Genomic DNA, 20,309 nt, shown 5'->3' with positions numbered 1-20,309 from the left:
TTGATAAGCAGAAACGAAGACCCTTATTGCCCCTACAAGCTATCCGGATTTGGGATGAAATTCATGAACGCCTGGAATTTGGCATAATAATTTTGCATGTTTAACTGGTAATAGTACGCGCCCCGTTTGGATCCCGCTTTATCCTTATCAGCAAGTTTAATAAGCAGTCCTGTAGCCAGTACCCGTTTACTAAAGTTGCGCTTATCAATAGTGGTATTAAACACGCTCTCATACAGGATCTGTAACTGTGGTATGGTAAATTTTGTTGGCAACAACTCAAATAGGATAGGGTGCATGGCCGCTTTGTAGCGGATACGCTTGCGTGCCTGTTCAACCATTTCCTGCTGGTCGAATATTAGTTTTGGCACCCGTTTTAGCTGAAACCATTCGGCGTGGTAATCGGCGCTTATCTGGGTTTCATATTTATGAATGTCAATCAAAGCAAAATAAGCTACAGAAACGGTGCGTTCCAATGGATCGCGGTTTGGGTCGCCGAAGGTGTATAATTGTTCAAGGTACACGCCTTCAAGGCCGGTAAGCTGCTTCAGGATACGGTTGGCGGCCTGGTCAAGGCTCTCTTCATTCTGAACAAAACCACCCATTAAACTCCAGTTACCCTTTTCGGGCTGGAATCCTCTTTTGATCAGTAATATTTTTAAAACCTCCCCGTCAAAGCCAAAAATTATACAATCTACAGCTAATAATAACCTGGTTTGTTTCGAATACTTCTGCATTTTTATCGTAAAGGTTTATAACAAAAACAAATATATAATAACATTTGGGATATGTGAAGCCCAGCCTAAGCCATCGCCGCCCCATAGCGTTTAATTAGTGTGTTTAAGACGGTAATTTGACAAAAAATAAAGAAAAACCTGCAATGAATTTTTTGGCAAAACTTTGGCGCGGAACAGATAGGGCTATTCTCCCCAGGCGGTAATTACCAAATCGCGGCTGCCACCGTAATTCCGGTGCTCGCATAAATAAATACCCTGCCAGGTACCAAACGCCGGCCTGCCGTTACGGATAGGTACCGTTACCGAACTTCCCAGCATTGCCGCTTTCAGGTGGGCGGGCATATCGTCAGATCCTTCATCATCGTGCCGGTAGTCGGGGTCATTTTCGGGCACAGCTTTGTTAAAATACATTTCAAAATCCACGCGCACAGTTGGATCGGCATTTTCATTAATAGTGAGCGATGCCGAAGTATGTTGAATGAAAACCTGTAACATGCCTACCCTGATACTGGCTATTTGCGGTAGTGCCTGCAGCACCTCGCCGGTTATTAAATGGAAACCTCGTTTGCGTTCGCGTAGTCGGATAGCTTGCTGGTGTATCTGCATTTTGAAAAACTGTAGTTAGGTAACAAATTTAGGGAGTATTAGTTTAAAAATGTATTATTCAGGGCAGCTATGATATTGTTTTGTTAAAACAAATTAATCCTGGGGTTTATTTTAATTATTACTTTAAATTTTGCAAAACACCAAGTAAATTGCGGCTTATAACCTATCTATGTCTATAAATATTGGTCCGTCTGCCCAAACGCTTAAAGCATTGGAAACCGTTCCGGTTTCTATAGCTATCCTGTCGCCGCAATTGCTGATATTAACTGCCAGCGATCAATATTTAAGAGAAACAGAAACCATCCGCGAAAACATAGTAGGGCGCAATGTATTTGACGTGTTTCCTGATAACCCTAATACGCCGGAAGCGAAGGGGGTATTCAACTTGAATGCTTCGCTGCAATCAGTTTTGAGCAATAAGCAGCCCCATAAAATGGAACTGCAGCATTATGATGTACCACACCCTGTTGTGGCCGGCAAATTTATAACCCGCTATTGGGAGCCTTTAAATGCTCCTGTTTTTGACGATGCCCATAATATCCAGTACATAATTCATATGGTTACCAATGTAACCGATAAGGTATTGGCCGAAAAGAGGCTCGCGCTTTCAAAAGATGAGCTTATAATAGTTAACAGTAAATTGAGTGAGGCCAACCATGAAATACAAGCCACGGTAGAAGAGCTGGAGGCCAGCAACGAAGAACTGCTGGCAACGCAGGAAGAATTGCAGCGGGCGAACATCTTACTAGAAGACAGGGTTGCCAGGCGCACCAAAGAACTATTTGAGAGTGAACTGAATTTAAGAACCCTAATAGCTACAGCGCGTAACCCGCTGGCTATAATAAGAGGACGTAATTGGACAGTTGAAATAGCAAACCAGGCAATTGCCGATATTTGGGGTAAAGTTGCCGGAGATATTACCGGGAAACAGCTTCTGAAACTATTGCCCGAATTAGAAGGGCAGCCCTTTGCCGCTTTCTTGGCCAGGGTTTACGATACAGGTATCAGCTATGGTGAGGATGAAGAATTATTTTATTTAAATACACCAACCGGTACGGTAGTTAAATACATAAGCTTTTACTACGACCCCTTGTTTGATGCAGATGGAAATGTAACCGGGATAGTAGTTGCCGCTAACGATATTACAGGGCTTGTTGAAGCCAGGCAGCTATTGGAAAAAAGCTACGACCAGCAAAAGGCGCTTAACGAAGAGACAGGCGCATCAAATGAGGAATTGGCTGCCGCAAATGAAGAGCTGCAGGCTACCAACGAAGAACTGATACAAGCAAAGGAGAATTTAAGTGCGAACATTATTGAACTGGCCGAGCGTGAGGCTAAGCTAAGTTATATGCTGGCCGATGCTCCTGTTGCAATTGCCGTATTGAAAGGCCACAATCTTATTGTTGAATCGGCCAATAAAAAGGTTTTAGAAGTATGGGGAAAAACTGACGATATTATTGGCAAACCCCTGCAAGAGGCAATACCAGAGTGGATTGGACGAAAGTATTTGGATTTACTTGGCAATGTATATGTTAGCGGCAAACCTTACTACGGCAATGAAGTTAAAACCTTATTGGAACAGGAAGGGAAAATTGAAGAGGTATACTCCAACTTTGTTTATCAGCCATTAAAAGACCCGGGGCAGTTGTTTGGTTTTAATGTCGACGAGGAAATGCCATACGATGCAGCTGCCCGGCAAATACCGGAACCTTACCGCGAAATGGTGCTCAACTCTATTGAACATTCTATAGAAACCGGTGCCCTGCATGAAATTGAACACCCTATTGTTGGTTATCATGATAACCAAACCAGGTGGGTAAAAGCTACGGGTAAGTTATATGAAGCAGAACCTGGTAAACCCTCGCATTTTTCGGGTGTAATGTTTGATATAAGCGACCGCCGCGAGCAGGAACAACGGAAAGATGATTTTATAAGTATTGCCAGCCACGAACTTAAAACCCCTATTACCAGTCTTAAAGCATCATTGCAATTGCTTGAGCGGATGAAGGATGATCCATCGTCGCAAATGCTGCCAAGGTTGATAGAGCAATCGAGCAGGAGCATGGGCAAAATAAGTGCCCTGGTTGAAGACCTGCTAAATGTGAGCCGGATGAACGAAACAAAACTGCAACTTCATAAGGAACCCTTTAATATTTCCGCCATGCTGAACGTTTGCTGCAACCACGTGCGTATAACCGGTAAGCATGAACTTATAGTTCAGGGCGACGAAAGTTTAATTGTTTATGCCGACGAACAACAGGTAGACAAGGTATTGGTAAACCTGGTAAACAACTCTGTTAAATACGCGCCCGAGTCAAAAATTATCTATATCGTCATCGAAAAACTGGATGATTTTGCGAGGATATCTGTAAAAGATACCGGCCCGGGTATGTCAAAAGAAAAAATAGGCCATCTTTTTGATCGTTACTACCGTGCCGAACCCGCCAGCTACCAAAACGCGGGGCTGGGCCTGGGCTTGTACATCAGCTCTGAAATTGTAAAACGCCATGGTGGCGAAATTGGGGTGGAGAGTGAATTAGGGCAGGGGAGTACGTTTTGGTTTACATTGCCGCTGGAGTAGGTATGGCGGTCGTTAGGGGATAAAATGAGTCGTTGCCTGCGTTCAAACCGGTGTTTAGTGCTTTACGCCTTGAATGCCTTTTTGAAAGTTTTTACCTTTCGCTTCCAGGGTAAACGCATCTAATTGGGTTAACATAACTTAACACATTTTAGATAGAAAATTTATAAATATTTGATAATCAATATTTTATGGATAATCATGGTTAACACTAAACTTATCGCTCAATTTAGGCTCATCCAAATACGTGTGCCTGTTGTGAGCCAACACAAGTCCCTTCGGTAGGTGGATCATTTAACAAGGATCAGCCAATAAAAATAAGGTGTCGTTTGATGCTTATATCTTCCCGACACCATAAGCTCATTCCGTTAGCTATTTAGACACGTTTGTCCTGCTTTTACCTTTCACCCTTTTACCTTTCACCTTTTACCTTTCGCCTTTTACCTTTCACCCTTTACCTTTCGCCCTTTTCCAAAAAAAAGTTTAAATTTCCTGTAACCAATTAAAATTACGGCGGTCTCCAATATATAACTAACGCAACCAGGCCTTTTTGAACGCACTAAGTGATAACACGATCATGCTCCGGGTAAAGGCCGGAGATCTGGATAGGATGGGACTGCTGTTCCAAAGGCATTACCGTGCCTTATATGGTTTCCTGTTCCACATGACCTATCAGCGCGAGGCCAGCGAGGATATGGTACAAACCGTGTTTTACAAAATGCTGCGGTATCGTAGCAGCTTTACAGGCGAGGGGGAATTTGTGGCCTGGATGTACCAGATTGCCCGTAACGTGTTAAAAGACAATGCCAAAAAAGGCAGTAAACAAGTTGTACACCAGGATGTAGGCGAATTGGCCGACAGGCTGCCGGGAGGCACCAGCGCCGATGCGCACCTGGAAAAAAAGCAGGCCAATGCCGGGTTATACAAGGCGATGGAAAAGTTGAGCGATGACAACCGGGAAATATTAACGCTCAGTCGTTTCCAGGAGCTGAAGTACCAGGAAATAGGGCAGATTTTAGGTATTACCGAAGGGGCCGCCAAAGTACGCGCTTTTAGGGCTATGCAGGAGTTAAAAGATATTTACGCCAAAATGGAACGTTAAACAGATGAAGATGAATTGTGCGCAATACGAAGAAAAATTTAGCGGCTATATAAGCAATGAGTTAACCGCTGCCGAGCGTGATGGGTTTGAAAAACACGTATCGGGTTGCGAGGATTGTATGCAGCAACTTGCCGAAATGCAGCAGGTATGGGGTTTGATGGGCGATATACCGCCACCAGAGCCGGGCGCCCATATGGAGCTAAAGTTTAAAGCGATGCTGGATACCTACAAGGAATCGGTTGAGGAGAGCAAGCCTGGCTTTAATATAAAAGAACAATTTGCCCGCTTTTGGCAATGGCAGCAGCGCTGGCCGCTGGCGTATAGCCTGCTTATTGTACTGGTTAGTTTTGGCGCGGGGTACCTGGCTTTCAGGGGAAGCACCGGCGGTAAACAAGACGAGCAGTTGAAAGACCTTACATCGCAGGTACATGAATTGAAACAAACCATGATGCTTGCGTTGTTGGAAAATCCGTCGGCATCTGAAAGGATAAGAGGGGTAAGCTATACCAGCGAGATTAAGCATGCCGATAAGGAGGTTATTGATGCTTTGTTTGCCACCCTTAACAACGATCCGAATGTGAATGTGCGTTTAAGCACACTGGATGCCTTAACCCACCTGGCCGCACATCCCGAAGTACGGCAGGGACTTATTGCATCCATCGTTCAGCAGGATTCGCCGCTGCTACAATCGGCCATTGCCGATGTGATGCTGAAGCTGCAGGAAAAAAGGTCGGTTAATTCGTTTAAAGAGTTACTGAAACAAAAAGGACTAAACCCTGGTGTAAAAGACAAAATTAAACAAACCATAACACAACTCATTTAAAAATAACCATTATGAAACCAGTTTTATTTGCCGTTTTTTCGGCACTCGGGCTATGCCTTGCCCAAAACAGCGTACAGGCACAGGAGTATAAAGAGCACATTACCAAACAATTTACCGTTAGCGTCGGCACGATTGCAGTATACAACATTTGGGGAACCATTAAAGTAGAAGGCTACAGCGGCGACAAAGTATTAATGGAAATTGACGAAACCATCAAGGGCAAAACCCAGGCCGATGTTGACATAGCCAAAAAAGAAGTTAAGCTGGGCTTTGATCAGAAAGCGGATAGTGTGATAGCGTATACTGCCGAACCTTATGATACCCGGCCGCATACCTGGAACCGTAACGATGAAGGCCACCGGAGGGATTATACTGTACACCTGGATTACACCATCAAAGTACCCTTTAATGCAAGCCTGGCAGTATCAACAGTAAACGATGGCCATATTACCGTTAAAGATGTATACGGATCATTAAAAGTGAACAACGTAAACGGCTCATTAGAGATCGTCAACGCCAAAGGAACCACCATTGCGCACACTGTAAATGGCCCGGTAACAGTGAATTACCTGGCTGTGCCTCCCGGCGAATCATCGTACCATACCATCAACGGGCAAATGAATATTACCTATCCGGCAAACCTATCGGCCGACCTGACTTTTAAAAGCATGAACGGGCAGTTTTTTACCGACTTTCCGGATGCCCAGGTAATGCCCAGCAAAGTAGTAAAAACCGAGGCAAAAAGCGGGGCGGGCACTACTTATAAACTCAGTTCAAACTCCGATGTGCGCATTGGTTCGGGCGGTAAACTATTCAAATTCGAGACCCTTAACGGGAATATTTATATCAAAAAACAACAATAACAAACGATAAGATGAAAACGATAAAATTTTTAAGTGTATTCGCGATAGCCACCCTGATAACAACCCGGCTTTTGGCGCAGGAACAACTGGTAGTTCCGCTGAGCGATCCCGGCAAACCCTTTAAACTGAACGTAGGCTTGATAGACGGATCAATTACCGTGATAGGCTACGAAGGTAAAAGTATTGTTGTTGAAGGTCAGCTCGATGAAAAACGCAAAGACCGGGATAGAGAAAAGGAAAAAGTAAACGGTATGCATCGCTTAAACAGCAACGGTATGGATATCAGCGCCCAGGAAAATAACAATCAGGTAACAGTACACAGCAGCATGGGTAAACAGGTTAATTTAACCATCAAGGTTCCTAAAACCACGTCCACTTTTAAAATATCAACTGTAAATGGCGGCGATATTACAGGCAGCAACCTGGATGGTGAATTGGAAGTAAGTAACGTAAATGGTTCTATAAAACTTACAGATATATCGGGTTCTGTGGTAGCAACCACCGTAAACGGCCCGGTAATCGTTACTTTTAAATCCATCGACCCAAAGGCAGCTATGGCATTTTCGACCCTGAATGGCAAAATCGATGTTACCTTTCCTGCAAGCCTGAAGGCCAATGTAAAATTGAAATCGGACAGAGGCGATATATTTACCGATTTTGATGTATCAACCGAGCAACAAAAGCCCAACGTAACCCGCACCAATAAAGACGGCATGTACGGCCTGAAAGTTGATGAATGGGTATACGGCAAAATTGCAGGCGGCGGCCCCGAACTAATGATGAAAACCACCTTTGGCGCGGTGTATATCAGGAAAGCGAAGTGATTTTAGTGAGTGGTTGATTGAGTTGATTAGGTGAGCAGTTAATTGAGTTGGAGTATGTTGATTAGGTGATAGGGTAAAAATAGTTCACCAATTAACACAAGATTCAGTCGATGCATCTAAGCCCACCCTAACCCGGCCAACGCCAGCCCAACTTAATCCAACTCAATCAACACAATCAACCATTCACCCAATCAACCACCCCCATGTTCAAAAATTATCTAAAAACAGCCTGGCGCAATTTGCTCAAGAATAAGTTTTATTCGGTTATCAATATAGCCGGTTTAACGCTTGGTTTGGCTATTGGTATCCTGATACTCATTTGGGTGCAGGATGAATTAAGTTTTGATAGTTTCCATACCAAAGCGCCGGATATTTACCGGCTGGAATTGTTTGGCGGCACGGGTGCCAGCAGGCAGATATATAGTGTAGGCGTAGCGCCTATTGGCCCTATGGCCAAACAGCAATTACCCGAGGTGAAGGAGTGTGTACGCATTACCGGTAATTATAATTTTTCGCTGTACAAATACAAGGATAAGGTTTTTGGAGATGAGAATGCCGCCTTTACCGATCCTTCGTTTTTTTCGATGTTCGATTTTCATTTGATAAAAGGGGATGCAGACAAGCCATTTAATGATGATAATTCGGTTGTTATCACCCAAAAAACCGCGCAGAAATTCTTTGGCGATCAGGATCCGATTGGTAAACTCATCATTGCAGACGGAAACAAAGCCAATTTTACAGTAAGCGGTGTAATAGCTGATTTTCCTAAAAACTCCAGCATCAATTACGATATGCTGATGCCTATGAGCTTCCACGAAAAAGCGATGCTGGCAAGCAAAAACGACCTCAGTAATAACTTCAGCTTTTTTAATTATGAAACGTATTTACAGCTCAAACCGGGCTCGGCAACTAAAGCATTAACCACCAAAATACGCCAGATTCACCTTAACCATAAGGCTGATGATACTGATGCCGAATACCTGCTGTTGCCGATATCTAAAATGCGCCTATACAATGCTGATATGACGGATAGGGGTATATCTACCGTGCGCATCTTTATTATCATAGCGCTGTTGATACTGGTTATCGCCTGCATCAATTATGTAAACCTTTCAACCGCGCGATCTATGCTCCGGTCAAAAGAAATCAGCATGCGTAAAATTATCGGCGCAGCCAAAATGCAGCTATTTATGCAGTTTATTGTGGAGACGGCATTATTGTTTTCGCTGGCCGCGCTGTTGGCAATTGGGTTGATATTTATATTAATGCCGATGTTTAACCATCTGCTCAACAAGCAAATGATGTTTAATCTTGGCGACTATCAGGTATGGCTCATCCTTCTCGCTGCCATCGGCGGCACCTTAGCGCTATCGAGTATTTACCCTGCTTTGCTGCTGTCGTCATTCGAGCCGTTAAAAGCTTTAAAAGGGAAAATCTCGGCAGGTATTGGCGATGTGTTATTCCGCAAAATATTGGTAGTAACCCAGTTTGTGTTTTCGATTGTGCTTATCATCAGTACCATGGTTATTACGGGACAGTTAAACTACATCCGGCAGAAGAATTTGGGCTATGATAAGGAGAATGTAATTAGCTTTTGGATGCGTGATATGGCATCGCACTATGATGCGGTGAAGGCCGAACTATTGAAGCAACCCGGCGTACTGGCCGTCACCCGGTCTAACCAAAATATAGTGCGCTTTGGCGGTTTTACGGGCTGGCTGGATTGGGACGGTAAAGATCCTAAACAAAACATGATGATTCACCCGATTGTGGTGGATAAGGACATGGTATCCTTTTTTAAAATGAATATGAAAGAGGGGACTACGTTTACCGGTTCGATAGCTGATACTTCGCATTATGTGTTGAATGAAGCAGCCATCAAGGAAATGGGTATTACTAACCCTATAGGCAAAAGTTTTACCATGCAAGGTGTTAAGGGCACCATCATAGGCGTAGTCAAAAATTTTCATTACGCATCTATGAAAGTGAAAATTGCACCTGCCATGTTTTGGTACAAGCCCGCGTACCTAAACACCATCTACATTAAAACCACTGGTCGCGATGTGCAGAAGGCAATAAGTGCGGCCGGGAAGCAATTTAAACAATATAATGGCGAGTACCCATTTGCCTACAATTTTCTGGATGATCTTTTCAATAAAATGTACCAAAGCGAGCAGCAGGAGGGTAAGCTATTCAGCTATTTTGCGGGTATTGCCATATTTATATCATGCCTTGGTTTATTGGGTTTGGCCGCCTACACCGCCCAGGTGCGTACCCGCGAAATTGGCGTGCGCAAAGTGTTAGGTGCAAGTGTAAGCGGTATAGTAAGCCTGCTGGCCCGCGATTTCATAAAATTAGTTTTGATAGCAATCCTTATCGCGTCGCCCCTTGCCTGGTACGCCATGTATAAATGGCTGCAGGATTTTGCCTACAAAATAAATGTAAGCTGGCTGGTATTTGTAATTGCCGGTTTTATGGCCATACTTATTGCCTTTGCTACCATAAGCTTCCAGGCGGTTAAAGCCGCGTTGATGAACCCGGTAAAAAGTTTGAGGAGCGAGTAGGTGAAAGGTAAAGGGTGAAAGGTAAAAGGTATGTTATGTTTTTCCCCTTTGCCTTTTGCTCCCTCGATATCCGCGCTTAAATTGCCGTGCCAAAAGTAGTGGTTTGTCAATATTATTCTAAATCAATACCGTTTTCATTCCGGCAGGTTCTGCTACAAACCATCTGTTAATAAATCCTCGGATCACGTCAAGCAGGCTCAGTTTTTTTGTCGGCTCAATAGGCGCCTTTTCAATAGACAGTGTATGATCATCAGATGCATCGCCTTCCTGCATTTCTACCAGGATGCTTTCGCGGATGGCAGGGTCGCGGTTTACAATATCGTCAAGTTCGGTAAGCTCGTTAAAGGTAGCTGTGCCATTTTTTTGTCGTTTAATTAAAATATCAAAACGGTCTTGTAAAAACGTGCGCCGTTCCAGTTGTTTATGGTGCTTCATGGTGCTTTCCCTTAGTAAAATGTACAAAGCAAACCAAATGCCATGCTTTTATTTTATTGTATATCAATAAGTTAAGTTGCATGTATGTTCGGCTCCGTTCATTTTTGATACAGCAGATGTACGCTTTCGCGCAGCGCAGCGTCATACTGATATTTCTATTATCGCTTAATTTTAATATTTTTTTAAATTTTTGCTTCTTTTCAAATCCTACCTTCGCTTTTTTTCGTACTTTATCTGAGCTGATACTTTACTATTGATTTTTGTATGACCCCCGCAATTCAAAAAAAGAATAATGTTACAATCGAAGGTAATCTTGAATCTGCAAAAACATTGTTATTTGCACATGGTTTTGGAACCGACCAAACCGCATGGAACTGGGTAAAAGAAGCTTTTAAGGACGATTACCGCCTGGTGTTATACGATAATGTGGGAGGAGGCAGCGCCGATCCGGATGCTTACAGCCCTATCAAATATCATCATATAAATACATATGCCGATGACATGCTGATCATTATGGCCGACCTGGGGCTGCATGATGCCACTATTATAGCGCATTCCGTAAGTTCGATGATTAGCTTACTGGCCGCCAATAAAGCACCAAAGTATTTTGGCAAGATGGTTTTTATAGGCGCTTCACCGCGTTATATAAATGACGAAAGTGTTGGTTATACAGGCGGTTTTACCCAACCCGCGCTCGATAGTATGTACGATGCCATGACCAATAACTATTATGCGTGGGTAAGCGGCTTTTCGAATTATGCCATGGGTAATCCGGACCGCCCGGAGTTAGGCGAATATTTTGCTTATAGTTTATCTGCCATCCGCCCGGACGTTGCTTTATCGGTTGCTAAAGTAATTTTCGAATCAGATTTGCGCAATGAGGTTGAGAAACTGGATAAAGAAGTTCTGTTACTTCAAACCAGGCATGATATTGCTGTTCCATTAGAAGTAGCCGAATACCTGCACGAGCATATCAAGGGAAGCGAACTAAAAATAATAAATGCCACAGGGCATTTTCCACACATCAGTGCGCCTACAGAAGTTATAGCCGCCATTAAATCATTCATATAGTTTGCTGCCTGACACTTCAAATATAAACTGGGCAAAAAGAGCGCTCAATTTTATAACCCGGCTGGGCGTGGTTGACCGTTTTGAAAAATGGGAAACCATCATGCGGCGTAGCATTGCGTATTTAAAGGAATTATCAGGAGCATCGACTGTATTGTTGTTTAAAATTGAAGACAGCATTACGGTTAGAGTTTACACTCCTGATTCGCAGGAGAACGAGGTGGTTTATATTGACCCTGCCGCAATATCCGCGTTCGCTGATGATAAAAGTGTTCAATATTTTGATCAGCAGTACGCCCATATCAACATCAAAACTATTGAATTGCTAAATACCCCGGCGTCGTTGGCGGTGCTGCCTATTGTGCAGGGCGATACCAAAGGTTATATATTGTTAGCCTGGGAAAATAACTTCAGCTTTAATGACGATTTTAAAGAGTTTGTTCAAAGTTGCGCAGCCAAGATAGACGAAACGGCAAAGCTATCCACCACTTATTATTCGCTCGAAGAGTTAAAAGTACGCTTTAATGGCATCTTGCAAACTGTACCGCAGAGCATTGTTTTTGCCGATGATACCGGTAAAAACAGCTGGGTAAATGATCATGCCGCTAAGTTGTTCGGTTTGCCAGGCGGTAATGTGCAGCCTGCGTTGTTATCAGCTGCCATGCAACAACTGCGCGATAGGGCTACAAATAAAGAAGAGCTATTTCGCCGGGGGATGGAGTTTTTTAAATCAAAGGACAAGCGTATTGACAATTGGCAATGGATTTTTGAAGGTGCCGATGTGCTGGTGTTGAGTGTGTGTGCCCGGCCTACCGTATCCGAGCACGTAAGCGGGATGTTATGGACATTTGAAAACATTACCCAACAATACCTTGCCGACTTGCATTTAAAAGAGCTAAATGTGAAGTTGGAAGAGAAAAGCGAATTGGCTGAAGCTCAGAATAAAGCCAAATCGGAATTCCTGGCTAATATGAGCCACGAAATCCGTACGCCAATGAATGGTGTTATCGGGATGACCAGCCTGTTACGTAATACCCGTTTGGATGAAGAGCAATTTGATTTTGTGGAATCTATCCGGCTGAGCGCGGATGCCTTGCTCGAGATAATCAACGAGATCCTCGATTTCTCTAAAATTGAATCGGGCAAACTTGAACTGGAAGAACACCCGTTTTTTGTACATAAAATCATTGAGGAAACTTATGACCTGCTTGCGCTGAAGGCTTACGAAAAGGATATCGACCTGCTTTATATGGTCGATCCGGAGATACCGATGGAGGTAATAGGCGATATGACACGCCTACGCCAGATTGTGATGAACCTGGTGGGTAACGCCATTAAATTTACCCCAAGCGGCGAAATTCTGACCAGTATTAAATTGGTATCAAAAAAAGGCAATAATTACGAACTTGAATTTTCGGTTAAGGATAGCGGTATAGGTATCCCTGTCGATAAGATGCACAAATTATTTAGCTCATTTAGCCAGGTTGATTCATCTACCACCCGTAAATACGGTGGCACAGGCCTGGGACTGGCCATTAGTGCCCGTTTGGTGGAGAAGATGAACGGCCGCATTTGGGTAGAGAGCGAGGTAAATGTAGGTACCACCTTTAAATTTACTATTCATTTGCGCACCGATGCGCAGATCAAGGCATTTAAACCCGTAATAGCGCTAAAAGAACTTACCGGTAAATATGCATTGCTGATAGATGATAATGTGACCAACTTACGTATCCTGAAAGGGCATTGCGAACATTGGGGTATGCATGCCGATGTTTTTACTACCGGCAAACAGGGTGTAGCTGCCATAGCTAAGCGCAAGTACGATATTGTAGTTATTGATATGCTAATGCCCGAAATGAACGGCATTGATGTAGCAAAGCAAATTGCAAAAAAATATGGCAAAGAAGTACCGATGGTGCTTTTCAGTTCGGCGGGGCATTTTCCGGCAGAGCAGAAAAAAGACCGCAAGCTTTTTACAGCCATATTGGATAAGCCCATTAAACAATCATACTTCCAAAAAATGCTTGTTGATACCATATCGCAGGCAGAAGGAATTACTAAAGGAACCCCGGTGTTAGCAGATATTATAAAAAATGTTCCGGTTGTTGACGATGAGCATTTGGCAGTTTTAGTGGCAGAAGATAACCTGATTAATCAGAAAATAGTGATCAAGGCTTTACAAAACATTGGCCATCGGTGCGATGTGGTAGCCAATGGGCTGGAAGTATTATCATCTCTGGAGCGGCAACGTTATGATATTGTGATGATGGACGTACAAATGCCCGAAATGGATGGCCTGCAAGCCACCCGCGAGATTATCAGGCAATATGGTGAAAAGCGCCCAATCATCATCGCTATGACGGCCGGTGCATACGAAAAAGATAAACAGGAATGCCTGGAAGCCGGGATGGACGATTATATTACCAAGCCCTTTGATTTTGATAGCTTTTATTACAAGTTTAATTTCTGGAAAGGCAAAGTTGGGCAAACGGTGTAAGAGAGTATGGCTAAGGTGAAAATATTTTTTTGCTCCTTATAATCAAACGTACAACCTACGCGATTACTCTTTATTGAAGTAAGTGAATATTCGGTAAATCCGGCTTATTGTTTATTGCGTTTATGTAATAAATAATAAGTCATAACCAATGAGTGCCTTAGTAAACCACAGCGTAAAAACCATAGCCGAAAACATCCGCAATACCAGGATACGTTTGGCTTACTCGCAGGAATATCTTGCTGCCAAGTTGAATGTATCGCAAAATACCTACAGCAAAATTGAATTGGGCTATGTTAAACTAACCTTAGAGCGGTTTTTTAAGATTTGCCGGGTATTGGAGATCGATCCGGCCGAGGTTATTAATGCTGATGGTGTAGCGGCCTAAGTTAAAAGTAAGTATAGAAAACAGCCTTGTCATCCCTGGTATTAGGGTAGGTTTGTAAAAAAATATGACGTGTTATCCAGGATTCCCAAATCCCGATGGTTGGGAGCGCAAAGTTTAATTAATCCCCTTTACAATCCCCGCCTTATAAAAACTTGGTGTGGTACCGGTAATTTTGCGGAACGCTCTGCTAAAATAATGCTGGTTGTTAAATCCTGCTTTAAAGCAGGCATCGGCAATGCTGCAATACGGATTATGCAATAGTTGTTTGGCAAACTGTATCCGCTCCTTAATAATATAATCAACCGGCGAAATTCCCATTTCATGCTTAAATGCCCTGAAAAAGCTGGCCTTGCTCATATAAGCCATTTGGCTCAGGGCGTCAATGTTCAGCTTTTCGGTAAGGTGGTTTTTAATGTATTGTAAAATATAAGCAAAACGGTTTCCTGTTGATAGTTGCTGCATATTATCTTGTACAATATGCAGGTTTTGCATTTGCATTATGCGTATCAAAAGTTCTTTCAGCGTTAAATTGGCCAGTACGTCTTTGGTTAACACATCGCCGGTGCTTATACTGATGAGTTTATTAATCAGCTGGGCCAGTTCATGATTATTAAAGAAGTGGAATTGCTGGTAGTTTAGCTTCCATAGGTCGTCGTCAGCGCGCGGGTAATTCTCATTCAAAAAATCAAGGGTACTTTTTATTTCGTGATGATTTATGGCCAGGGCGGTACACTGCGAGGGGTTAAGCTCGGATGCCTCGGGGAAATCAATAGTCATGGTAACATTTGGCGGTACTATCACCGTTTCGCCGGGCAGGTAATCAAAACCGGGTTTATCAAACAGGTGCATTACTTTTTTGCCGCGTAGCATACTGGTAATAACAAGGTCATCAAAAGTAAGCGGAACCAGCTCGCTGCGCTGATACGTTTCGTAAATATTTAGTTCGCAGTGGTTTAACGTATATGCACGGCGATTTTCTACCAGCGTGTGCAACTCGCGTTTACCGCTAAGGGCAAACGGAGATACCAGGTTTCTCTCGGTCATAATTGGTTTATTATTAAATAAAATTAGACATACTAATTGGTAGTTTATAATTCATTTTAAAATTGAAATTATAATGCACCCAATTGAGAGTATCGTGCAAATGCCCGATACAACGGGCTGGTAACTTAGCCTAACCAATTTTAAAAATAAACAGTATGAGTGTAGCCCAAAGACCATCCTTTAAGGATAAGTACGACAATTTTATTGGCGGTAAATTTGTTCCGCCTGTTAAAGGCGAATATTTTGACAACATTTCGCCTATTGATGGCAAAGTTTTTACCAAAGCCGCCCGATCAACCAAAGAAGATATTGAAGCAGCTGTTGATGCTGCCACAGAAGCATTTAAAACCTGGAGCAAAACCGCAGCCACTACCCGCAGTAACTTATTGCTTAAAATAGCGCAGATAATTGAAGATAACCTAAGCTACCTGGCCACGGTAGAGACGATTGATAACGGGAAAGCCATCCGCGAAACCATGGCTGCCGATTTGCCGCTGTGTGTTGACCACTTTCGTTATTTTGCAGGTGCCATCCGCGCCGAAGAAAGCAGCATATCTGAGCACGACGAATTTACCGTAAGTATTAACCTGCAGGAGCCTCTTGGCGTAGTTGGCCAGATTATTCCCTGGAACTTCCCATTATTAATGGCCACATGGAAAATAGCACCTGCTTTAGCGGCCGGTTGTTGTGTGGTTGTAAAACCTGCCGAGCAAACGCCAACCAGTATTATGGTGCTAATGGAACTTATAGGCGATGTTTTGCCTGCGGGAGTGTTAAACGTTGTTACCGGGTTTGGTCCCGAGGCAGGTAAACCGCTGGCTACCAATCCGCGCATCAGTAAAGTAGCTTTTACGGGCGAAACCACAACAGGCAGGTTAATTATGCAATACGCCTCAGAAAATTTAATCCCAGTAACCATGGAGCTGGGCGGTAAATCGCCAAACATCTTCTTTGAGTCTGTGGGCGATGCTGACGATGAGTTTTTTGATAAAGCAGTAGAAGGCGCCGTATTATTTGCTTTAAACCAGGGCGAGGTTTGTACCTGCCCGTCGCGTATGCTGGTGCACGAGAATATTTACGAAAAATTTATCGAACGTGTAATTGCCCGCACAAATGCCATCATTATGGGGAACCCATTGGATTCAACTACCATGATGGGCGCTCAGGCATCTAATGATCAATATGAAAAAATTCTGAGTTACCTGGATATTGGTAAAAAAGAAGGAGCAGAGGTGCTGGCCGGCGGTGGCGCTCAAAAATTGCCCGATGAGTTAGGTGGCGGCTATTATATACAGCCAACTATTTTTAAGGGGCATAATAAAATGCGCATTTTCCAGGAAGAAATTTTTGGCCCGGTGGTATCGGTTACAACCTTTAAAACTACCGAAGAGGCTATTGAAATTGCCAACGATACCCTTTACGGCCTTGGTGCAGGTGTATGGACACGCGATGCCCACGAAATTTACCAGGTGCCCCGTGCTATTCAGGCAGGCAGGGTTTGGGTTAATAATTACCATGCTTATCCGGCACATGCACCCTTTGGTGGTTACAAAAAATCGGGCTTTGGTCGCGAAAATCACAAAATGATGCTGAACTACTACAGGCAAACCAAGAATATGCTGATCTCCTATAATAAGAACAAACTGGGCTTCTTTTAGCCTGGTAATGTTAAAGGCGACCGCGAAATGTTTGGGATTTTGCGGCGCCTTTTATTAGTTTATTGCAAATCAAATGCGAGGGAAAGCGGGATTCTCCTATCGAGATTGGGAGGAACATTTTTTAGATTAGTATCATCAAATAAACAAAATGTCATTTCGAACGAATCAGAGGTGGATGTTAGCGGTGGGGTGAGGAGAAATCTTGTAAGCCCTGCATCTCGACAAGTCCATCGGAATGCAGGGCTTACAAGATTTCTCCTCGTACCTCGTTCGAAATGACATTTCTTTTTATCTAAAAACTGTATACATGCAGTAGCTCTCAAGAGGAGAATTGAAACAACTATCACACCATGACCAAAAGAGTGTCCATTACCCCCGAAGCCGAAAAAGTAATAGCTGAGTTAAAATCCCGGTTTGGCGAATTGATGTTTCATCAAAGTGGCGGTTGCTGCGATGGCTCATCGCCCATGTGTTTTGAAAAAGGCGACTTTAAAATTGGCAGCAGCGACGTAAAAATAGGCGAGATTGCAGGCTGCGAATTTTTCATGAGCATTGATCAGTTTGAATACTGGAAACACACACACCTTACGCTGGATGTTACCCCCGGCCGCGGCAGCAGTTTTTCAATCGAAATCCCGATGGGGATAAGGTTTATTATCCGCTCCAGGTTATTTACTGATGAGGAACTGGGTGATTTGGAGCCTGTTGAGTATTTTGAATCCTAATCCGGCTTTTTAACTGCTTTCTGTCTATTGCGTTGTCTCCCGTTTTTAATTAATAAGCGGTACCGGGGCCTTTACCAGTTTAGCGTACTTTTCATCCAGGGAATTTACCGGCACGGTGATGCTTAATGCATTTATCGCAAAATAATTTACCGATACATAGTCGTAGCCCTTAAATGGCCCGTAGCGATCGCCGCCCGAATCTTTCAGGATAAAAAATAATTTACCAGCCTTGCTTTTGGCAATGCCTACAATATGGATAAGGTGATCGTCCTGGGTTACCAGGGTTTCAAATAGCTGTTGTCTTAGCGGAATGCTATACGCCATCTCTGCTGTATCGGCGTTGCCCACCCGGTAAAAGCGTTTGTCTTCAAACAGGGCGTAGCCTGCTTTGCCACAATTCCAGCCGTTGTTGCTTACATCCATATCGACTACCAGCGATTGGCCTTTTTCGATGGTTGTTTTGGCAATTGCTATCAACTCATCCAACGGTACATTCAGGTAATTTTCGCGCAGCAAAAAGTTATCGGGAATTTCCAGCGGAAAGTTTTCGTAAAATGGATGGTGCGTAAACGAGGTTATGGTGGCGTATTGCTGCCTGTTGAATTTTAAAACCTCCTTTGCAAAGCTAAGCGGCGTATATTCTTTACCTTCCCAGGTAAATTTGGCTGGTGGAATGCCAACAATATCGTCATGCTTTTTAATAAAACCGGCCAGCCAGTTGGCATCAATAGGTTTTGTTTTAAGCACCGAATCCAGGTAGCTTTTCAGGATTTCGTCGGTTTGCCTGTTGCTTTTATCTGAAAATTCGACACCTTTTTTACGTGCATAAAACTCGTTGGGGATAGCGCCGTATTTTTCTATCCCGTACATGGCATCATGAGCCAGGCCGCCGGCCTCAAATAAACTTGTGCCATTTGACAGAATATAACGCTTTGCCTTTTCAATAAACAGGTTACGCGAGGTATATAATTCCGAAATGTCAATATCTTTTTTATCATTCGCTATCTCGGCCGATTCAACCAGCGACGTAGTTGAAAACGACCAGCAGGTATTGGTGCCGCCCTGGTATTTTACGGTGCCAGCTGTAATTTTTTTAATGGTGACAGGTTGCTGTGCATAAGCACAACCAAAAGCAGCAGCAAATAACAGGGATAGGTAATATTTTCTCATCTATAAGTAATTGGGTAAACCACTAAAATAGGAATAAATTTTGATTGGGCGATTGGCCCGGGCCGATAATGCCAATTCATCGGCAGCCTTTTTTAATACCTGTTTAATCGGTTTGCGAAGGGGTGGGATTTTATTTTAACCAACAGCAGGCACCGGCAGGGTAAAATAAAAACAGGTACCGTTTGCCAATTCATCATCATCTACACCAATAATGCCACCATGCCTGATGATGATTTCGGCGCTTAAAAATAAGCCGATGCCAAATCCCGGTATGTTTTGTGGCGTTGATGTTGCCCGGTAAAATTTTTGGAACACCTTGTGATGTTCGCTCTTGGGCAGGCCGATGCCAAAATCTTTAACCTGTACTTTTACTTCTTTGTCGTTTGCGCCAATGTATACCACAATATTGGTACAATCGGGCGAGTATTTAACGGCATTATTAACCAAATTGGTTAGCACCTGGGCAATACGGTATCTATCGGCAAATACCAGGTTTTTATCATTTGTGGTAGCCACCCGAATGTTGTATTCAGGGTTTATCAGCATGGCATTAGCGGCAATTTCTTCGCCAAGGGCGTTTAAATCAAATGAATCTTTGGCCAGTTTAATGTGGTTGGATAGGTTGGCCGGATCGGCCATTTCATTCAGCAACCTGGTAATCCTTTCTACCGAACCGAGGGCTCGTTTGGCAACCTGGGTGATTTTTTCATCGCCAATGCCGGCAATAAACCTATCTAATAGTTGCAAATAGCCCTTAACTGCCGATAGGGGTGTTTTAAGTTCATGTGTGGTTACATTAAAAAGTTCATCCCTTAAAAGCTCCAGGTCTTTCTTCTCGGTGATATCAACCATGGTGCCTATAATGTGGGTGGGCGCTGCCGCATCAAATAGTACCGTGCCCTTTGCATCAATCCAATGAATGGTATTATCAGCATGCCTTACCCGGTATTGCAGGCTATAAACCCCCGATGCAGATTGAATGGCTTCAATAATTGCTTCGGGCATTAGCGGCCTGTCATCGGGCAGTATACAGTTTAGCAGCTTATCATAATCCAATGTTTCGTTTTCGCCGATGCCAATGTTAGTTTTACATTTGGAGGTACAGTTAAGCGAGTAATTGCTAAGGTCAAGCTCCCAAAAACCTAATTGAACCTGGTCGAGCGCTATCTTCAGATGCTCCTGGGTTACTTTGATAGACGGCTCCTTATAGGCTAACAATGACGACATAACTGT

At 43.4% G+C, this 20,309-nt stretch carries 17 protein-coding genes; 11 read left to right on the top strand and 6 right to left on the bottom strand.

The window, feature by feature from the left end:
- Nucleotides 1–32 precede the first annotated feature (32 nt).
- Together AC1DU2_RS24885 and AC1DU2_RS24880 are read right to left on the bottom strand one after the other, a co-directional pair.
- Entirely contained in the window at nt 33–734 is a 702-nt protein-coding gene (locus AC1DU2_RS24885; RefSeq protein ID WP_147052543.1) for an NUDIX hydrolase, read from the bottom strand.
- A gap of 183 nt (nt 735–917) precedes the next feature.
- A complete protein-coding gene (locus AC1DU2_RS24880) occupies nt 918–1,340 on the bottom strand; it encodes a secondary thiamine-phosphate synthase enzyme YjbQ (RefSeq protein ID WP_477357115.1) in 423 nt (140 codons plus the stop codon).
- A 169-nt stretch (nt 1,341–1,509) separates the two neighbouring features.
- On the opposite strand from AC1DU2_RS24880, the gene AC1DU2_RS24875 reads away from it, so the two are divergent.
- The 6 genes from AC1DU2_RS24875 to AC1DU2_RS24850 all read left to right on the top strand — a co-directional run bounded on the left by AC1DU2_RS24875 (nt 1,510) and on the right by AC1DU2_RS24850 (nt 10,094).
- Nucleotides 1,510–3,921, top strand: coding sequence for an ATP-binding protein (locus AC1DU2_RS24875; protein WP_477387719.1), 2,412 nt, complete (start codon nt 1,510–1,512; stop codon nt 3,919–3,921).
- A gap of 547 nt (nt 3,922–4,468) precedes the next feature.
- Nucleotides 4,469–5,020: an RNA polymerase sigma factor gene (locus AC1DU2_RS24870; RefSeq protein WP_477387717.1), complete on the top strand. Its 552-nt coding sequence runs from the start codon at nt 4,469–4,471 to the stop codon at nt 5,018–5,020.
- 4 nt (nt 5,021–5,024) lie between these two features.
- Nucleotides 5,025–5,843: a zf-HC2 domain-containing protein gene (locus AC1DU2_RS24865; protein ID WP_477387715.1), complete on the top strand. Its 819-nt coding sequence runs from the start codon at nt 5,025–5,027 to the stop codon at nt 5,841–5,843.
- 11 nt (nt 5,844–5,854) lie between these two features.
- Nucleotides 5,855–6,706: a DUF4097 family beta strand repeat-containing protein gene (locus tag AC1DU2_RS24860; protein WP_477387713.1), complete on the top strand. Its 852-nt coding sequence runs from the start codon at nt 5,855–5,857 to the stop codon at nt 6,704–6,706.
- Between the two features lie 11 nt (nt 6,707–6,717).
- On the top strand, nt 6,718–7,530 hold the full coding sequence (locus AC1DU2_RS24855) for a DUF4097 family beta strand repeat-containing protein (protein WP_477387711.1): 813 nt from the start codon (nt 6,718–6,720) through the stop codon (nt 7,528–7,530).
- A 203-nt stretch (nt 7,531–7,733) separates the two neighbouring features.
- Nucleotides 7,734–10,094, top strand: a complete 2,361-nt coding sequence (locus tag AC1DU2_RS24850) for an ABC transporter permease (protein ID WP_477387709.1) — start codon at nt 7,734–7,736, stop codon at nt 10,092–10,094.
- Nucleotides 10,095–10,211: 117 nt separating this feature from the next.
- On the opposite strand, the gene AC1DU2_RS24845 is transcribed toward AC1DU2_RS24850, so the two are convergent.
- Nucleotides 10,212–10,529: a hypothetical protein gene (locus AC1DU2_RS24845; RefSeq protein WP_477387707.1), complete on the bottom strand. Its 318-nt coding sequence runs from the start codon at nt 10,527–10,529 to the stop codon at nt 10,212–10,214.
- 264 nt (nt 10,530–10,793) lie between these two features.
- Here AC1DU2_RS24845 and AC1DU2_RS24840 point away from each other — a divergent pair, with 264 nt between their 5' ends.
- The 3 genes from AC1DU2_RS24840 to AC1DU2_RS24830 all read left to right on the top strand — a co-directional run bounded on the left by AC1DU2_RS24840 (nt 10,794) and on the right by AC1DU2_RS24830 (nt 14,479).
- Nucleotides 10,794–11,600: an alpha/beta fold hydrolase gene (locus AC1DU2_RS24840; protein ID WP_477387705.1), complete on the top strand. Its 807-nt coding sequence runs from the start codon at nt 10,794–10,796 to the stop codon at nt 11,598–11,600.
- A 1-nt stretch (nt 11,601) separates the two neighbouring features.
- The gene (locus tag AC1DU2_RS24835) at nt 11,602–14,094 is read left to right on the top strand and encodes a response regulator (protein WP_477387703.1); all 2,493 of its coding nucleotides are present in this window, start codon (nt 11,602–11,604) and stop codon (nt 14,092–14,094) included.
- Between the two features lie 148 nt (nt 14,095–14,242).
- On the top strand, nt 14,243–14,479 hold the full coding sequence (locus tag AC1DU2_RS24830) for a helix-turn-helix domain-containing protein (protein ID WP_147052534.1): 237 nt from the start codon (nt 14,243–14,245) through the stop codon (nt 14,477–14,479).
- Between the two features lie 114 nt (nt 14,480–14,593).
- On the opposite strand, the gene AC1DU2_RS24825 is transcribed toward AC1DU2_RS24830, so the two are convergent.
- On the bottom strand, nt 14,594–15,523 hold the full coding sequence (locus AC1DU2_RS24825; RefSeq protein ID WP_477387701.1) for an AraC family transcriptional regulator: 930 nt from the start codon (nt 15,521–15,523) through the stop codon (nt 14,594–14,596).
- Between the two features lie 155 nt (nt 15,524–15,678).
- On the opposite strand from AC1DU2_RS24825, the gene AC1DU2_RS24820 reads away from it, so the two are divergent.
- Nucleotides 15,679–17,181 (top strand): aldehyde dehydrogenase family protein, encoded by a 1,503-nt coding sequence (locus AC1DU2_RS24820; RefSeq protein WP_477357093.1) that lies wholly within the window; start codon nt 15,679–15,681, stop codon nt 17,179–17,181.
- A gap of 350 nt (nt 17,182–17,531) precedes the next feature.
- Entirely contained in the window at nt 17,532–17,906 is a 375-nt protein-coding gene (locus tag AC1DU2_RS24815) for a DUF779 domain-containing protein (RefSeq protein WP_477387699.1), read from the top strand.
- 45 nt (nt 17,907–17,951) lie between these two features.
- Here AC1DU2_RS24815 and AC1DU2_RS24810 read toward each other — a convergent pair whose 3' ends face one another.
- Together AC1DU2_RS24810 and AC1DU2_RS24805 are read right to left on the bottom strand one after the other, a co-directional pair.
- Nucleotides 17,952–19,076 (bottom strand): C1 family peptidase, encoded by a 1,125-nt coding sequence (locus AC1DU2_RS24810; RefSeq protein ID WP_477387697.1) that lies wholly within the window; start codon nt 19,074–19,076, stop codon nt 17,952–17,954.
- A gap of 135 nt (nt 19,077–19,211) precedes the next feature.
- Complete coding sequence (locus AC1DU2_RS24805; RefSeq protein WP_477357086.1) at nt 19,212–20,303, bottom strand: PAS domain-containing sensor histidine kinase; 1,092 nt, start codon at nt 20,301–20,303, stop codon at nt 19,212–19,214.
- Between the last annotated feature and the right edge of the window lie 6 nt (nt 20,304–20,309).

Source organism: Mucilaginibacter sp. P4_C11 (assembly GCF_056402115.1).
Note: the sequence above shows the minus strand (reverse complement) of the source record. Positions and strands in the feature narration are given on the sequence as shown.

Coding starts and splice junctions, on each gene's coding strand:
- AC1DU2_RS24880 (WP_477357115.1), bottom strand. CDS start 1,340: ATGCAGATACACCAGCAAGCTATCCGACTACGCGAACGCAAACGAGGT.
- AC1DU2_RS24830 (WP_147052534.1), top strand. CDS start 14,243: ATGAGTGCCTTAGTAAACCACAGCGTAAAAACCATAGCCGAAAACATC.
- AC1DU2_RS24820 (WP_477357093.1), top strand. CDS start 15,679: ATGAGTGTAGCCCAAAGACCATCCTTTAAGGATAAGTACGACAATTTT.
- AC1DU2_RS24875 (WP_477387719.1), top strand. CDS start 1,510: ATGTCTATAAATATTGGTCCGTCTGCCCAAACGCTTAAAGCATTGGAA.
- AC1DU2_RS24810 (WP_477387697.1), bottom strand. CDS start 19,076: ATGAGAAAATATTACCTATCCCTGTTATTTGCTGCTGCTTTTGGTTGT.
- AC1DU2_RS24865 (WP_477387715.1), top strand. CDS start 5,025: ATGAAGATGAATTGTGCGCAATACGAAGAAAAATTTAGCGGCTATATA.
- AC1DU2_RS24815 (WP_477387699.1), top strand. CDS start 17,532: ATGACCAAAAGAGTGTCCATTACCCCCGAAGCCGAAAAAGTAATAGCT.
- AC1DU2_RS24805 (WP_477357086.1), bottom strand. CDS start 20,303: ATGTCGTCATTGTTAGCCTATAAGGAGCCGTCTATCAAAGTAACCCAG.
- AC1DU2_RS24850 (WP_477387709.1), top strand. CDS start 7,734: ATGTTCAAAAATTATCTAAAAACAGCCTGGCGCAATTTGCTCAAGAAT.
- AC1DU2_RS24845 (WP_477387707.1), bottom strand. CDS start 10,529: ATGAAGCACCATAAACAACTGGAACGGCGCACGTTTTTACAAGACCGT.
- AC1DU2_RS24825 (WP_477387701.1), bottom strand. CDS start 15,523: ATGACCGAGAGAAACCTGGTATCTCCGTTTGCCCTTAGCGGTAAACGC.
- AC1DU2_RS24860 (WP_477387713.1), top strand. CDS start 5,855: ATGAAACCAGTTTTATTTGCCGTTTTTTCGGCACTCGGGCTATGCCTT.
- AC1DU2_RS24885 (WP_147052543.1), bottom strand. CDS start 734: ATGCAGAAGTATTCGAAACAAACCAGGTTATTATTAGCTGTAGATTGT.
- AC1DU2_RS24840 (WP_477387705.1), top strand. CDS start 10,794: ATGACCCCCGCAATTCAAAAAAAGAATAATGTTACAATCGAAGGTAAT.
- AC1DU2_RS24855 (WP_477387711.1), top strand. CDS start 6,718: ATGAAAACGATAAAATTTTTAAGTGTATTCGCGATAGCCACCCTGATA.